The organism is Ruegeria sp. Ofav3-42, assembly GCF_022347725.1.
Lineage (GTDB): Bacteria > Pseudomonadota > Alphaproteobacteria > Rhodobacterales > Rhodobacteraceae > Ruegeria.
In genome coordinates this window covers 36,864-51,584 of the sequence record NZ_JAKRGB010000006.1, presented here as the reverse complement: position 1 = coordinate 51,584, position 14,721 = coordinate 36,864, and the positions used below count along the sequence as shown (strand labels likewise).

Here is a 14,721-nt window from a genome sequence, read left to right as displayed (position 1 = left end):
TCACCGCGCAAACTTCTTATGCTTCAATCGCTTGGGCTCCAACGCATCCGGTCCCAGACGGCGTTTTTTGTCTTCTTCGTAATCCTCGAAGTTGCCCTCGAACCATTCCACATGGGCATCACCCTCAAACGCCAGAATATGCGTGCAGATCCGGTCGAGGAAGAAGCGGTCGTGCGAGATGACCACGGCGCAGCCGGCGAAATCGACCAGCGCGTCTTCCAGTGCACGTAGGGTTTCAACGTCTAGGTCGTTGGTCGGTTCGTCCAGCAGCAGGACGTTGCCGCCCTCTTTCAGCAGGCGAGCCATGTGGACGCGGTTGCGCTCACCGCCGGATAGTAACGAGACCTTTTTCTGCTGGTCGCCGCCCTTGAAGTTGAAGGACGAGCAATAGGCGCGGGAATTAACCTGTGCGTCACCCAGTTGGATGATCTCGGCGCCGCCGGTGATCGCCTCCCACACGGTGTCGTTGTCTTTCAGGTCGTCGCGGGATTGGTCGACATAAGACAACTCGACCGTGTCGCCCAGCGTGATGGTGCCGCTGTCGGGCTGTTCCTGACCGGTGAGCATCTTGAACAGGGTCGATTTACCGGCACCGTTGGGGCCGATGACGCCAACAATGCCGCCGGGCGGCAGGGCAAAGTCCAGACCTTCGATCAGTTGCTTGTCGCCCATGTGCTTCGACAGGCCTTCGACCTCGATCACCTTGCCGCCAAGGCGCTGGCCGTTGGGGATGACGATCTGGGCGCGGGTCAGCTTTTCGCGCTCGGACTGGTCTGCCAGCTCGTTATAGGCGTTGATCCGGGCCTTGGACTTGGCCTGACGGGCCTTTTGACCCTGACGCATCCACTCCAGCTCGCGCTGCAGGGTTTTCTGCTTGGACTTGTCCTCGCGGGCTTCCTGCTCCAGCCGTTTGGCTTTTTGCTCCAGCCATGCGGAGTAGTTGCCTTCGTAAGGAATGCCGCGACCACGGTCGAGTTCGAGGATCCATCCGGTGATGTCATCCAGGAAGTAACGGTCGTGGGTGACGATCAGGATAGTGCCCTTATAGTCGATCAGGTGCTGCTGCAGCCACGCGATGGTCTCGGCGTCCAGATGGTTGGTCGGTTCGTCCAAGAGCAGCATGTCGGGCGCTTCGAGCAGCAGCTTGCACAGCGCCACGCGGCGTTTCTCACCACCCGAGAGGTTGGCGATGTTGGCATCGTCCGGCGGGCAGCGCAGCGCCTCCATCGAGACGTCGATCTGGCTGTCGAGGTCCCACAGGTTTTCCGCGTCGATCGCGTCCTGCAGGATGGTCATCTCCTCCATCAACTCATCCGAATAGTTCTCGGCGATCTCCATGGCGATTTCGTTGAACCGGTCGACCTTGGCCTTCTTCGCGGCCACGCCCAACATGACGTTTTCGCGGACGGATAGGCTTTCATCCAGCTGCGGTTCCTGCGGCAGATAGCCGACCTTGGCGCCCTCGGCCGCCCAAGCCTCACCGGTGAAGTCGGTGTCGAGGCCCGCCATGATTTTCATCAGCGTCGATTTACCCGCGCCGTTGACGCCGACGACACCGATTTTCACGCCGGGCAGAAAGCTCAGGTGGATGTTTTCAAAGCACTTCTTGCCACCGGGATAGGTCTTGGAGACACCCTGCATGTGGTAGACATATTGATAGGCGGCCATGTCGCGTCCTCTGGGTCGGGGAGATTGGGTTGGCCGGTGTGATAGCGGAGGTATCTCGGAGGGGCAAGCAGCGGCTGACATACATCTTTACTATCAAAAAGGATTATTTATCAGTTTTCGAACACCAATTGCGGAGGCTGAATTGTACTCGTTTGACGGCTTGATTGATGAATTAAAAGGCGATCTTGAAATACTCTCTCGTTACCAAGTTTCACCCAACCATGAGCTCCCCTCTCAGCATGAGATTAGGTCGATACTGGCGCCAATCTTGAGAAAATGGATGTGCGACAACGGTATGAATCCTGTGGATAAAGAGCTTGGCGGCCAACAGTCTATGTTCAGTGTTCCAGACCATTCTGGATTTGTGAATGAAGCTAAAACTAACAAGACAATAGACAAATGGTTTGCTGCGGTTCCGGTTCCTCTTGGCCTCGCGGTTGAGGTGCAATTCATAAAAGATGCTGAGGTAACTTCACGATGCAAGAAAGGCGATACTATCTATGACTTCAATGCGTTCAGGATACAAAAAGTCGGGTACTTTTCGGGAAAATTCATAACGCGGGAGGAAATAGCACGCTTTGTGGCAGATAAGATGGGCGGCACTCATACGCAATCTCAAGCAAAACCTGTCAAAGGCGTTAGAACATTGAGCTTCTTAGATTTGGTGATGGTTGCGATCCACAACGAGAGCAAAACTGTGGAAACAGCAGACAATCCAACGGAAGACCAACGCAAGCTATGGCAGCAGTCCGGCTACAACGTTTACTCTTGTTTACATTTGAACGTCTTAGACAGCGCACACAGATTTTATAATGGCGTGAACGAGTACTTGCAGCGTAATTCTTGAGTTCTGAATTGTAGATCGCGCGAGGTTTCGAGAACGATATGCTAAGCGATTTGATATCAAGTTGGGCTCAGCCCGGTCGCGTGGAATGGATCGGCCTCAGACCGGATCGGCGGGCTGGAATGGTGGTCGTGGATGAGGCCATGATCGCGACCGACGGCCTCGATGGTGACCGTAGCCGAGCTGGCAAGCGGGCGGTGACTCTGATCCAGCAAGAGCATCTGGGGGCGATTGGCAGCTATCTGGGGCAGGGGCCTGTCGCGCCTGAAATTCTGCGGCGCAATCTGGTGGTTTCGGGAATTAATCTGGCGGCGCTCAAGGGGCGTCAGGTGCAGGTGGGTGAGGCCATTCTGCGCTTTATGGTGATCTGTGCGCCGTGCAGCCGGATGGAGGAGGCGATCGGTAAGGGTGGCTATTCCGCCGTGCGCGGGCATGGGGGCTGGTGTGCCGAGGTGGTGCGGCCCGGGCGGGTTCGGCTGGGTGATGCGGTGCGGCCTGTTGATTGACAACGCGCTTCAGTTCTGAACATCAGCGAGGGATGGAGCGACACGGCATCCCATATGCACGACCCGGTCAGGTCGTTGGGTTGTTCGGTGGATCATTTGATCCGCCGCATCAAGGGCATGTGCATGTAACTCTTGAGGCGATGAAGGCGTTTGGATTGGACCGGGTCTGGTGGCTGGTGTCACCGGGTAACCCGCTGAAGGCGCGAGGACCTGCGCCTTTGGAGCAGCGGGTGAAAGCGGCGGGGCGCATGATATCGCATCCGCGTGTCGAGGTGACCAACATTGAAGCACTGACCGGGACACGTGCGACAGCAGATACTCTGGTCGCGCTGCGGCGACTGTACCCTCGGGTGAATTTCGTGTGGTTGATGGGCGCGGACAATCTGGCCCAGTTCCATAAATGGAAAGACTGGCGAACGATCATGGACAGCGTGCCGGTGGGCGTAATTGCGCGGCCGGGCGACCGAATTTCGGCGCGGATGTCCCCGGCGGCGCGGTTATATGGCAAGTATCGGATCGACGGTCAGGCGCGACACCTTTTGGGCAGGGCAGAGGCGCCGGCGTGGTGTTTCGTGAACGTGCCAATGGTTGATGTCAGTTCCAGTCAGATCCGGGCGCGCGGAGGATGGGGCGGCAAGGTGTTGCCGGAATAGCCACAAAGCGCGCATAATCCATATCAATGGTTGTGCGCATTTGATCTGTGAGATTTTATTTGACCCATGGCTGATCGGTTTTCTCGACGTGGATTTCTAGGAGGGCTGGGGGCGGCTTTGATCCCCAGCGTGGCTTTGGCCGAGGCACCTTTGGTGTCGCTGCGACCGCAACTGCGCGGAGATCTGCCCTCAGGCGCAGAGCGGCTGGTTCAGGCGGCGGGTTTGCGGGGTGAGGTAGTGTTCGCAGTAGCCGACGCTGAGACTGGTGTGCAAGTGGAGGAGTATGGGGGCGATCAGGGATTACCTCCCGCCAGTGTCGCTAAGGCGTTGACCGCGCTGTACGCGTTGGATGTTCTTGGTGCGGATTACCGTTTCGAAACTGCGCTGATGGCGGATGGTTCTATCGAAAACGGTATCCTCAAAGGCGACCTGATCCTTGTGGGTGGCGGTGATCCGCTGCTGGACACGGACGCGTTGGCCACAATGGCGGCCAACCTGCGCGAGGCCGGGATTACTGAGGTGCAGGGCGCATTCAAAGTTTATGATGGGGCGCTGCCCTACGTGTTCAGCATCGATCCGGGTCAGCCTGATCATTTGGGCTATAGCCCGTCGATCAGTGGCTTTTCGCTGAATTTCAACCGTGTGCATTTTGAATGGAAACGCGACGGCACCCGTTATGACGTGACCATGGATGCGCGCAGCTCGCGCTACACGCCCTCGGTCGATATGGCGTCGATGCGCGTCGAGAGCCGCAAGCTACCGATCTACACATATGAACCCAGCGCACGGCAGGACCGGTGGACGGTGGCCAAAGGGGCGTTGGGCAGTGGCGGTGCGCGGTGGTTGCCCGTGCGCAAGCCTGCGCTGTACGCGGGCGATGTCTTTAAAACTCTGGCGCGCGCGAACGGGATTGTGCTGGGGCGTGTGCAAGTCACACGCGAAACGCCGCAGGGAACGGTGCTGGTGCTGCATCAGAGCGACCCACTGGATAGCATTCTGCGCGGCATGTTGAAGTACTCGACAAATTTGACGGCGGAAATGGTCGGTATGGCGGCCTCGCGCGCGCGTGGTGCAAAGTTGGAATCGTTGGCTGATTCCGCGGCTGAGATGAACCGTTGGGCACAAGAGGCTTATGGTGTGACAGGGATTGCAATGGTGGATCACTCGGGCCTGGGGGATGCATCCCGTATGGCACCCGGCGATCTGGTGACGGCTCTGGTTGCTGCGAAAAAGGCGGGCGCGTTGCGGCCGTTGCTTAAGAAATTCACCCTGGCGGACAGTCAGGGGCGCCCGGTTAAGAATCATCCGATCCAGGTGGATGCAAAGACCGGTACGCTGAATTTTGTATCCGGTCTGGGCGGGTTCATCACGACACCGGGCGGCTCGGACCTTGCATTTGCCATCTTTACAGCCGATGTCGACCACCGCGCCACGATCCCGCGCGCGCACCGCGAGCGCCCGGAAGGCGCGCGTAGCTGGAACAGTCGTTCGCGCAAGTTGCAGCGCGCTCTGATCGAGCGCTGGGGGTCAATGGCCGGTAGCTGAGATCAGGTCGTGTGCCGTGCCCGGGCGCCACGTTCGATCGCGGCGGCGTGCAAACGGTCGATGTTCAGCTCATAGCGAATTTCTTCAAGCAGCCGCAGCTCGGATTCTGCAAGGGAACCATCGGCAGCAGCGACGTCACAGGCGAGTGCATAGGCGGTCTCGTTCAGTCGTTCCGGCAAGTTGTCCCGGATCAATCCGAACAGAGCGTCCAACCCGTCGACTTGTTCGAACAGGTCGAACACGGTTTGCGAAACGCGGCGGGTCCGGTCGATATCGTATTCGGCAAAAACCGGCAGCATGTTCACTGCGCCTTCGATTTTGACCAGCTCTGCCGTGCGGATGGTTTCATCAGACGCGGATACCGCAACCATGATCGCAACAAGGCAATCCTGCGGGGACATCGGGTGTGGAACTTGTTCGGTCATGGTGTCGTCCTGATTGGGCTGTTCTGAAGGCGCACGATAGGAGGGCTGAAGGGCAGGTTCAACGGATTTTGCCTAAATCGCGGTCAGAGAATGGGCAGAGGGCCACGTGTTTTGGTCTGGCGCAGCACGAAATTGCTGCGTGTGTCGCGCACAAGGCCCGACTTTAGAAGCCTTTGCATTATGAAATGCTCAAGGTCTTCGGGGGTTTTCGCGTAGACTTTCAGAATGAAATCGTGATCCCCGGTGATCGAGGCGCACTCGACGATCTGGGGCTCGGTCTCGATCAGGCGGAGGAAGGCGTTGATGCTTTCTTCCTGATGATCGCGGAGGGCCACGTGGACATAGGCGATGGCGTTCAGGCCGACCGACTTGGCGCGCACCTGTGCTGCATATCCCGCCACTATTTCAGCGGCCTCCAGATCACGCACCCGACGCCAGCATTGTGAGGCAGACAGCCCGGTGCGGTCTGCGAGATCCTGCATGGACAACCGGCCGTCTGTCTGAAGCTCTTGCAATATGGCGATATCCGCAGGCTGAAGAGTTTGTTTCATAAAAGATGATCCGGTGATATATTTTTGCCAAAATACCGGGAATATGCTGGTAATTCAAACCAAAATTCTCGGCGCGCGCGGTTATACTTTTCCTGAGGAGGAGAAGTAATGCCCAAGTCGACCAAATACGTCGCCAAAGTCGCCGATGAGCGCGGCCATATTGCCTATACTCCGGAGGAGGACGCCGTCTGGGCGGATCTCTATGCTGCTCAAGAGGATAATGTTCAACGCTACATGGCCCGAGATTATCTGGATGGGCTGGCGCGTCTGGATTTGCCAAAAACGAGCGTGCCCTCCTGCGCGGATATCTCGGAACGGTTGTTGGACATGACCGGTTGGCGGGTTCAGCCGGTGCCGGCGTTGATCGGCTTCAAGTCTTTCTTTGGAATGTTGGCGGACCGGGTTTTTCCCGCCGCTTCCTTTATCCGATCGCGCGAAGATTTCGACTATATCGAGGAACCGGACATCTTTCATGAGATTTTCGGGCACACGCCTTTGTTGAGCGATCCTCGGTTCGCTGCTTTCAGTCACGCTATCGGGAAAGCCGGGATTCAGGCTGGTGACAAAGACTATTCCTGGCTGATCCGGCTGTATTGGTTCTCGATTGAATTCGGGTTGCGCAGCCAGGACGGTGAAATTAAAGCGCTTGGATCGGGTCTTGCATCATCACCGACCGAGCTTGTCTACGCCGTCGAAAGCGACATTCCTGATCGGGATCCGTTTGATATCATGACGATCCTGCGGACGCCGTATCGGATCGACATGCACCAGATGGGGTATTTCGTGCTAAACTCGCCCGAGGAACTGTTTGCAGCCGCCGAGCGAAACCTGCTGGCCGATGTTCGTCAGGCGCAGTCTCTTGGGTTGCTGCCGAACAAGTTCCCGGAAAAAGCAACCGCAGCGGAGTGAACAGATCATGACACTTTCAGGAGCAACCTGCAGCCTATCGGATCGAACCTGTGTGCCCTGTTCCGGTGGTGTCCCGGCTTTGACACGGGATGAGGCCAATACCCACATGGCCGAGCTTTCGTCAGACTGGACGCTGGATGCGGACGCAAAGGTGCTGAGCCGGCATTACAAGTTCAAAGGATTTGCCAAGGCCACCTATCTTGCAAATCTTTGCGCCTGGCTTGCCGATCAACAAGGGCATCACCCTGATGTCTCGTTCGGGTGGGGTTATGTGGATGTAAAGCTGACCACGCACGAAATCGGCGGGCTTAGCGAAAACGACTTTATCTGGGCGGCAAAACTGGATCAGTTGACTGCCTGAACCGACGCATTTCCCGTTTCCCGTCAGGAAAAACCGCGCGCTTTATTGACTCATGCTGCACCGGCACAATAGGAGGGGTCGGTCGGTTGCATGGGGTGATCGGCGCTGTTTTTTCCCGATGGAGCTTTAAATCAAATGTCTGAACTGCGTGAAACCGCTATGACGTCCAAGGCCTGGCCTTTTGAAGAGGCGCGCCGGTTGCTCAAACGCTATCAGAAAGCGGCTCCGGAAAAGGGATACGTGCTGTTTGAAACTGGTTATGGCCCGTCGGGCCTGCCGCATATTGGCACGTTTGGCGAAGTCGCCCGGACCACGATGGTTAAGCGCGCGTTTGAGGCGCTGTCGGATATCCCGACCAAGCTGATCTGTTTCTCGGACGATCTTGACGGTATGCGCAAAGTGCCCAGCAACGTACCGAACCCCGAGGCGCTGGAGGAGCATCTGCAGCGCCCATTGACCTCAGTGCCGGACCCATTTGGCGAATACCCCAGCTTTGGCGAGTATAACAACGCTATGTTGCGGCGGTTCCTCGATACTTTCGGGTTCGAATACGAATTCTATTCGGCGCGCGATTTCTACCGTTCGGGCCAATTCGACGAGATCCTGAAGCGGGCGGTCGACAAATATGATGATGTGATGGCCATCATGCTGAAAAGCCTGCGCGAAGAGCGTCAGCAGACCTATTCGATCTTCCTGCCGATCCACCCCGAGACCGGCCGTGTTCTTTATGTCCCGATGAAGAAGGTCTGCGCCGAGACCTACACGATCACCTTCGACGATGAGGACGGCAAGGAATGGACGCTACCTGTCACCGACGGCAACGTGAAGCTGCAGTGGAAGCCGGACTTCGGTGCGCGTTGGGCAGCACTGGGCGTCGATTTCGAGATGTATGGCAAAGAACACGCCACGAACGAAAAGATCTATGACGCGATCTGCCGCGCGCTGGGTGGCCGCGCGCCCGAGCATTTCTCGTATGAGCTGTTCCTGGATGAAAACGGTCAGAAGATTTCCAAATCGTCCGGCAATGGCGTGTCGATTGACGAATGGCTGACCTATGCGCCGACCGAGTCTCTGGCTTACTTCATGTATCAGAAGCCCAAGACGGCCAAGCGGATGCATTTTGACGTTATCCCGAAAGCCTATGATGAGTATCATCAGCAACTGCGGGCCTATCCGGGACAGGATCTGAAAGCACAACTGAACAATCCCGTCTGGCATATCCATGGCGGAAACGTTCCGGAATCGACTCTGATCGTACCATTTGCAATGCTGTTGAACTTGGCGTCCGTGTCGGGGGCCGAGGACAAAGAAGCCCTGTGGGGCTTTATCCGCCGTTATGCGCCCGAGGCCACGCCTGAAACGCATCCCGATCTGGATGAGGCTGCTGGTTTTGCCGTTCGGTACTTCAACGACTTCGTGAAGCCCACCCGCCAGCACCGCGCGCCGACCGATCAGGAACGCGAAGCGCTGGAGGCGCTGAAAGCCGCGCTTGAAGCTTTTGACGGCCCTGTCGAGGACGAGGCGCTGCAATCGGTGGTCTATTCCATTGGGCGCGAGCGGTTTGACCCGATGCGCGGATGGTTCACCGCACTTTACGAGGTGCTGTTGGGCGCGTCGCAGGGCCCGCGTTTTGGTGGTTTTATTGCGCTGTATGGCGTGCCTGAAACGATCGCCCTGATCGAGAAGGCGTTGGCCGGAGAACTGGTCTGATTTGACCCGATACCGCTTGGGGCTACCCTTTGATCAGGAGGTGGCCCCATGCGTCGTTTACTGCTTGCCATATCACTCAGCGCCGGACTGGCTTCGGGTGCGTTCGCCCAGAGTGATGAGATCGAAGCCAACATCGCGGCGCAGATACAGGCGTTCAAGGCGGATGACTTTGTCACAGCTTTTACCTTCGCCAGCCCCAACATCCAGAACCTGTTCCGGACGCCCGAGAATTTCGGAGCCATGGTCCGCAATGGCTATCCGATGGTCTGGCGACCTACTGAGGTTCGCTTTCTTGAACTGCGCGAGGTCGCGGGCGCCTTGTGGCAAAAGGTCATGATCACCGACGGCAAAGGGCAGGTTCACATTCTGGACTATCAGATGGTGCAACAGGAGAATGGCTGGAAGATCAATGGCGTGCAGCTTCTGGGTAACTCGGACCCGGCCGCGTGACGCAACACCTCCGTCACGGTGATATGAGCGGCGGTTAATCCCTTTAAAGTACTCAGGCTTTTGCGTTCGGGGCGACCCCGAACACTGGGTTTGTGCGCGCGGTAATCTGCTGCGCGATTGGGAAAGGGATTTCAATGAACAAGGCAATCACCGACGGCATCGTTTTCATGCCGCCCGCTTTTGCGAACGGTTTGAACGTCTGGTCCAGCGGCGACGGAACACCGGGGTCGCCCACCTATGGTGGCTCGGGCACAGGGGCATATGTTCCGGCTGATCCGGATTTCAGCGGTTGTCTTGAAATCCTGAAGGTGCAAGCAACGCAGAAACTGCGCTATATGGGGCAGACGCCCCTGATCCCGGGGTGCTATCTGCAGATCAAGGCGCGCGTCAAAGCGATTAGCGGACCCTTGCCCCAAGTCCGAATTGCGGCCTGGGCCGGTGGAGCTGGTGACCAGCAAGTGGCCGGCGTGGTCGATCAGGGGCCAGTCACTCAGCTTTCGGGTTACGGCCGGGTGCATGAAATCAAGGCCATTGTGGGCACCGGAAAACGCTCGGGCGTGGATATGCCTTGGAGTGTTGCGGCGCTTTATGGGCATTTCGGTCTGAACATCGAAGGCGCAAATGGTGCGGTCATTCGTGTCGATGACATCGAGATTACGGATGTCACCAGTATCTTCCTGCGCGAAATGATCAGCACCGTCGATGTGCGCGATTATGGTGCGATCGGGGATGGGGTCGTGGACGATTCCGCAGCGTTCGAAGCAGCGGATCAGGCCGCCAGCGGTCGCCGGATCTATGTTCCCAAGGGCACGTATTTGCTGGCACAGAACACCTCAATGTCGTCCGAGATGGACTTTGAGGGCACCATCACCATGCCCGACGATAAAATGCTGTTGTTGACCAAGAATTTTGACTTGCCAGCCTATATTGCCGCATTCGGAAATGAAGAGCTGGCGTTCAAGAAGGCGTTTCAGGCGCTGCTGAACAATTCGGATCATGAATCGTTGGACATGGGTGGTCGAAAGATCTCGGTCACGGCGCCGATTGACATGGCAGCTGCTGTCCCTAACCGACAGGGTGGTTTTTCGACCCGGCGGGTGATCCGCAACGGGCAGTTTGACGTCAAAAGCAGCTCGGCCTGGGATACGGAAACCTTCACATCGGTGGCGACGTATAATCCCGCGGATTCGAGGAAGCTGACCAATGTAGAAAACATCGCCAACATCCCGGTTGGCGCACTGCTGCAGGGCAACGGAGTTGGTCGTGAAATCTATGTGCGTTCCAAGGACGTCGGTGCCGGAGAGATCACATTAAACGACCCGCTCTTCGATGCGGCGGGCACACAGACCTTCACCTTCCAATCGTTCAAATACCTGCTGGATTTCAGTGGTTTCAGCACATTGCGCAAATTTGGCATGGAAGAGATCGAATTCCAGTGCAATGGGCGTTCCAGCGCGATCCGGCTTGCGCCGTCGGGCAGTACGTTCGCAGTCACGAACTGTTTTATCAGCCGGCCCAAAGATCGCGGAATCACGTCGCACGGTAGCGGGTGTCAGGGGATGCTGATCGACAATTGCCAATTTCTGTCGACCGAAGAATCCTTCAACGTTCCCGACCGCAAATCCATTGCATTGAATGCCAATGCGAATGACATCAAGCTGCGCCACAATCGTGCCGTGCGCTTCCTGCATTTTGCGGTGCTGGCGGGCTCCAACAATCTGGTTTTGGGCAACCACTTCTTTCAAGGCGACCGCATTCCGCAAGGCGTCCGCAGCGCCGGGTTGATCATGACCGCCACATACAACAGTTCGACTATTTCAGAGAACTATGTCGATAACTGCTTTGTTGAATGGGCCAACGAGCGGGATGCAAACCCCGTCTATACCTCCGGGTATTCGTTCAGTTCGATGACGATCTCTGACAATATCTTCTATGCCAGTGAAGTTGCGCCGTGGTTCAGCCAGATCGTCATCCGTCCACACGGAGCCGGGCACTATCTGAATGGTGTGATCGTCTCTGGTAACAAGTTTCGTTCCAGCAGTGGCCGCATCGACCGGGCCGAGCGGGTCGATACCACCTTTGCGGACATGAACCACTTTGCGCATCTGAACGTGATTTTTGAGAACAACGTGTTTAACGGCATTAACGCAAAGGTTGAAAACCCATTACGGATTCGAAGTGCTCAGGGATCGGCGTCTTCGGTCTGGGTGATTTCCGCTCAGGGAAGGTTGCCCTTTGGCGGCAAGGCGCGCGGGTGTGATGCGGTCACTGTGTTGGGGGCGCTCAGAAATACGGCTGGGCACACAATATACACGGCGCCATACGTTGAGTTGGAGCAAGGCTCCAATCGTGACGCCATCCAGTTGCGCTGGCCTCAACCGGTTAGTGGTTCGGTGTCGACGATCATGCGCATGGAGTACTGAGCGCAGATGTTGTGAGCGCCAGGACGCTTCAGAACGTGTTCCAGATTGCCAGTTTGATGCCCGTATTCGTGCGGGCATCATTTCGTTCAATGCCAAATACCCAGGTGGTCGGGCTGTCTTTTGCACGGATCATGACCGAAGGCCTGACCCTCCAGTGCAATGGATGGCCGTTCCGGTAGGCGGTTTCGATCTGCAGAAATGGATTCACCAACCGCGCAGATGACAGGCCTGCGGTAATATCTAGCTTGCGGTACAAAGCTTCGTGGGTTCGGTATTCGAGTGCAGCGTCAACGGCGATCCATCCGTTGCCCCACCCAGTTTGAAACCCTTTGCCATACGACAAGGTCGCTTTGTACAAGGCCCAGGCGCGCGTCTGGCGGTGATGCGCTCCGACTGCAAATTCAGCCGCAAAGCGGCCTGCGCTTTCGAAATCGGCGACGGGCAGGCGGGCAAAGACCGTGGCATGCCCGTACAGGTCGCGGTGTTCTTCGATATCCAGACCCAGGGTGATGTTTTCCCGAAACCCCCATTCGCCATACAGCGAAGTTTTGTAGTCGTACCCGTTGTCCTGTTCTTTGAATGCCGTCAGGGAAGCCGCAACAAAAGCAGTGCCCTTGTCCCGCAACCACGCGCCGGGCCAGGCCGGAGAGGCCATCAAAAGCAAGAGCAGAATGGAGAGAGCCCGACACATGGGCGCAGCATCCGTTAGCTTGGTTAACGGATCGTTAGAATTTTTCTCAATTCCCGTAGGAAACCTATGCCGCTGAAACGCAAAGGAAACGCAAGACCTTTTCAAAACCTATGTTAAGTTTGTAGCAGACAAAGGAGAATCCAGATGCCGAAGATCGCAAAGAATGCAAGCGTCCAGACAGTTATCACAACCTTTGAAATGACACCCGGCACCTGTCAGGACCTGCTTGAAGCATTGACCGACGCCTATGCTGAGTTCATCTCGAAACAACCCGGCTTTGTTTCCGCTGGTCTGCATGTGAACGACGCACAGACCCGGATCGCCAACTATTCGCAATGGCAGCGCCGCGAGGATTTTCTGGCCATGTTGCGCACCCCGGAAATGCGGGACCGAAACCGTCAGATCAACGAGTTGTGCAAAAGCTTCGAGCCTGTGATGTACGACGTGGCCGAGACGTTTGGCGGGTCGTGATCTGGATCAAAGCCTAACAGCTTGTCTTGGTGCAATTTTGTGACGTGAAAACGGAGGTGCGCGTCATGTATCACAACATTCTTGTTCCCATTTCCTTTGATGCTGAACGGGATATTTCAGGGCCGTTGAAACTGGCCGAGGTGTTGGCGACACCGGATGCACAGGTCACGTTGCTGCACGTGGTCGAGCATATTCCGAACTACGCCATATCCTACATGCCGCCCGAATATCTGACTGAAGCTCGTAAGGCGTTGCAAACCGAACTGGATAGCCTCGCCGAAAAGCTGCCAAACGCCAAGGGTGTCGTGATCGAGGGGCATTCAGGCCGTACGATCCTCGATTGGGCGGAAGAGCACAAACCGGACCTGATTATCATGGCCTCTCACCGCCCGGGAATGCAGGATTTGTTGCTGGGTTCCACAGCTAACCATGTGGTTCGCCACGCCGCCTGCGCGGTTCACGTTGTGCGCTGATCGGGCCAGATATCGGTTGAGGCAAGGCGCCACGCTTTGCCAAAGCCGCCATTCAGGACGGCTTCTGAAACGGCAAAGGTGACGAAACCGAAATCGGCAAAATCCACATACAGTTTGGCTTTGGGTCGGAGGCTCAGATAGCGTATGCGCAGCGCGTCATGTTCGTCGGTTCCCCGGATGACAAACTGCGCGTTGGCATGCAGTGTCAGTCGGGGATGGGTTAACGGATCGCCCGTGCTGCCAGGCTCACCGATCAACAGCGCACAGGTGGGATTGGCCTTAAGCGCGCGCGTGTGGTCGGCCAGGGTTGAGATCAACGTAACCGGCTGCCCATGATCGTCCGTCGCCAGGGCGATGCGTGAAACCGAAGGCAGCGCTGTATCCGGGCACAGGACGGCCATGGCTCCATATGTTGCCTCTGTTATCAAATCGCGAGCCATGTCACGGGCGGTTTCGTCTACGGGACGGTATGGGTCAGTGTTGGTCATATCTATGTTTGCCATTCGAAGTCAGACTTGGCCGGACCCTAGCCATGTGGCGGAGAATGCGCGAGCCCTCGCATTGGCAAGCGCAGAATTTTGCAGGTCTCGGTTTTGCCACAAACCTCGTGTAAGTGGCTAGCATGGCGCCCAAAGATTCTGAGACCCTTGCTGAACGGAAAAACTCCAGAACCGCAGCGCGGCATCGGCGCGCCGACGCCTTGCGCAAACGGGCACTGTCGCCCGTTCGGATAATCCTGATGGTCCTCATGCTGCCAATCACAACCGCAGGAATCGCAGTCGGCGTCTATCTGCGCACATCTGAATTCGAACGCGAAGACGCCTTGTTACACCTTGTGGCAATGGCCGGTTGCCCGGCGGCTGAATCCCTCGTGCCGGGACCGTATTGGGATGGTGAGCCGGGATATCACGCGCGCAACGACACAGATGGTGATGGTGTGGCCTGCGGCATCCCTCCTCAAGTTGCAACACCGCAGCAGGCTGAGCCTCCTCGACAACGAACAGTTGGAACAGCCAAATTCGTGCGACCCGAATAGGTTGA

At 56.9% G+C, this 14,721-nt stretch carries 17 protein-coding genes; 12 read left to right on the top strand and 5 right to left on the bottom strand.

The genetic code is table 11. The annotated features are described in order from the left end of the window. Positions 1-1,668, bottom strand: coding sequence for an energy-dependent translational throttle protein EttA (gene ettA, locus MHN28_RS10565; RefSeq protein WP_239338815.1), 1,668 nt, complete (start codon positions 1,666-1,668; stop codon positions 1-3). Here ettA and MHN28_RS10560 point away from each other — a divergent pair. The 4 genes from MHN28_RS10560 (at position 1,667) to dacB (ending at position 5,216) form a co-directional block, all read left to right on the top strand. Continuing rightward, positions 1,667-2,515, top strand: coding sequence for a hypothetical protein (locus MHN28_RS10560; protein ID WP_239338813.1), 849 nt, complete (start codon positions 1,667-1,669; stop codon positions 2,513-2,515). The genes ettA and MHN28_RS10560 overlap by 2 nt on opposite strands. 38 nt (positions 2,516-2,553) lie before the next feature. After that, positions 2,554-3,018, top strand: coding sequence for an MOSC domain-containing protein (locus tag MHN28_RS10555; protein ID WP_239338811.1), 465 nt, complete (start codon positions 2,554-2,556; stop codon positions 3,016-3,018). 32 nt (positions 3,019-3,050) lie between these two features. Further along, a complete protein-coding gene (locus MHN28_RS10550) occupies positions 3,051-3,671 on the top strand; it encodes a nicotinate-nucleotide adenylyltransferase (RefSeq protein ID WP_239338809.1) in 621 nt (206 codons plus the stop codon). Between the two features lie 66 nt (positions 3,672-3,737). Then, on the top strand, positions 3,738-5,216 hold the full coding sequence (gene dacB, locus MHN28_RS10545; RefSeq protein WP_239338807.1) for a D-alanyl-D-alanine carboxypeptidase/D-alanyl-D-alanine-endopeptidase: 1,479 nt from the start codon (positions 3,738-3,740) through the stop codon (positions 5,214-5,216). A 2-nt stretch (positions 5,217-5,218) separates the two neighbouring features. Here the strand turns inward: dacB and MHN28_RS10540 are convergent, their stop codons facing one another. Both MHN28_RS10540 and MHN28_RS10535 read right to left on the bottom strand, forming a co-directional pair. Then, positions 5,219-5,641, bottom strand: coding sequence for a tellurite resistance TerB family protein (locus MHN28_RS10540; RefSeq protein ID WP_239338805.1), 423 nt, complete (start codon positions 5,639-5,641; stop codon positions 5,219-5,221). Positions 5,642-5,724: 83 nt separating this feature from the next. Beyond that, complete coding sequence (locus MHN28_RS10535) at positions 5,725-6,192, bottom strand: Lrp/AsnC family transcriptional regulator (RefSeq protein WP_239338803.1); 468 nt, start codon at positions 6,190-6,192, stop codon at positions 5,725-5,727. 108 nt (positions 6,193-6,300) lie between these two features. Between MHN28_RS10535 and MHN28_RS10530 the strand changes: the two genes are divergently transcribed. From MHN28_RS10530 to MHN28_RS10510, 5 genes are all read left to right on the top strand, one after another. Further along, the gene (locus MHN28_RS10530; protein ID WP_239338801.1) at positions 6,301-7,101 is read left to right on the top strand and encodes a phenylalanine 4-monooxygenase; all 801 of its coding nucleotides are present in this window, start codon (positions 6,301-6,303) and stop codon (positions 7,099-7,101) included. A gap of 7 nt (positions 7,102-7,108) precedes the next feature. Then, entirely contained in the window at positions 7,109-7,462 is a 354-nt protein-coding gene (locus MHN28_RS10525; RefSeq protein ID WP_239338799.1) for a 4a-hydroxytetrahydrobiopterin dehydratase, read from the top strand. Between the two features lie 135 nt (positions 7,463-7,597). After that, positions 7,598-9,172 (top strand): lysine--tRNA ligase, encoded by a 1,575-nt coding sequence (locus MHN28_RS10520; protein ID WP_239338796.1) that lies wholly within the window; start codon positions 7,598-7,600, stop codon positions 9,170-9,172. A 48-nt stretch (positions 9,173-9,220) separates the two neighbouring features. Beyond that, entirely contained in the window at positions 9,221-9,622 is a 402-nt protein-coding gene (locus MHN28_RS10515) for a DUF4864 domain-containing protein (RefSeq protein ID WP_239338793.1), read from the top strand. A 134-nt stretch (positions 9,623-9,756) separates the two neighbouring features. After that, the gene (locus MHN28_RS10510) at positions 9,757-12,045 is read left to right on the top strand and encodes a glycoside hydrolase family 55 protein (RefSeq protein ID WP_239338790.1); all 2,289 of its coding nucleotides are present in this window, start codon (positions 9,757-9,759) and stop codon (positions 12,043-12,045) included. Positions 12,046-12,073: 28 nt separating this feature from the next. Here the strand turns inward: MHN28_RS10510 and MHN28_RS10505 are convergent, their stop codons facing one another. Beyond that, positions 12,074-12,736 (bottom strand): hypothetical protein, encoded by a 663-nt coding sequence (locus MHN28_RS10505; RefSeq protein WP_239338787.1) that lies wholly within the window; start codon positions 12,734-12,736, stop codon positions 12,074-12,076. A gap of 144 nt (positions 12,737-12,880) precedes the next feature. Between MHN28_RS10505 and MHN28_RS10500 the strand changes: the two genes are divergently transcribed. After that, the gene (locus MHN28_RS10500) at positions 12,881-13,207 is read left to right on the top strand and encodes an antibiotic biosynthesis monooxygenase (protein WP_239338784.1); all 327 of its coding nucleotides are present in this window, start codon (positions 12,881-12,883) and stop codon (positions 13,205-13,207) included. Positions 13,208-13,272: 65 nt separating this feature from the next. Next, the gene (locus tag MHN28_RS10495; RefSeq protein ID WP_239338781.1) at positions 13,273-13,680 is read left to right on the top strand and encodes a universal stress protein; all 408 of its coding nucleotides are present in this window, start codon (positions 13,273-13,275) and stop codon (positions 13,678-13,680) included. Here the strand turns inward: MHN28_RS10495 and MHN28_RS10490 are convergent. Further along, complete coding sequence (locus MHN28_RS10490; RefSeq protein ID WP_239338779.1) at positions 13,665-14,183, bottom strand: HugZ family protein; 519 nt, start codon at positions 14,181-14,183, stop codon at positions 13,665-13,667. The two genes, MHN28_RS10495 and MHN28_RS10490, sit on opposite strands and share 16 nt — an antisense overlap. Before the next feature lie 119 nt (positions 14,184-14,302). Here MHN28_RS10490 and MHN28_RS10485 point away from each other — a divergent pair, with 119 nt between their 5' ends. Next, entirely contained in the window at positions 14,303-14,716 is a 414-nt protein-coding gene (locus MHN28_RS10485) for an excalibur calcium-binding domain-containing protein (RefSeq protein WP_239338777.1), read from the top strand. Positions 14,717-14,721: the final 5 nt, after the last annotated feature.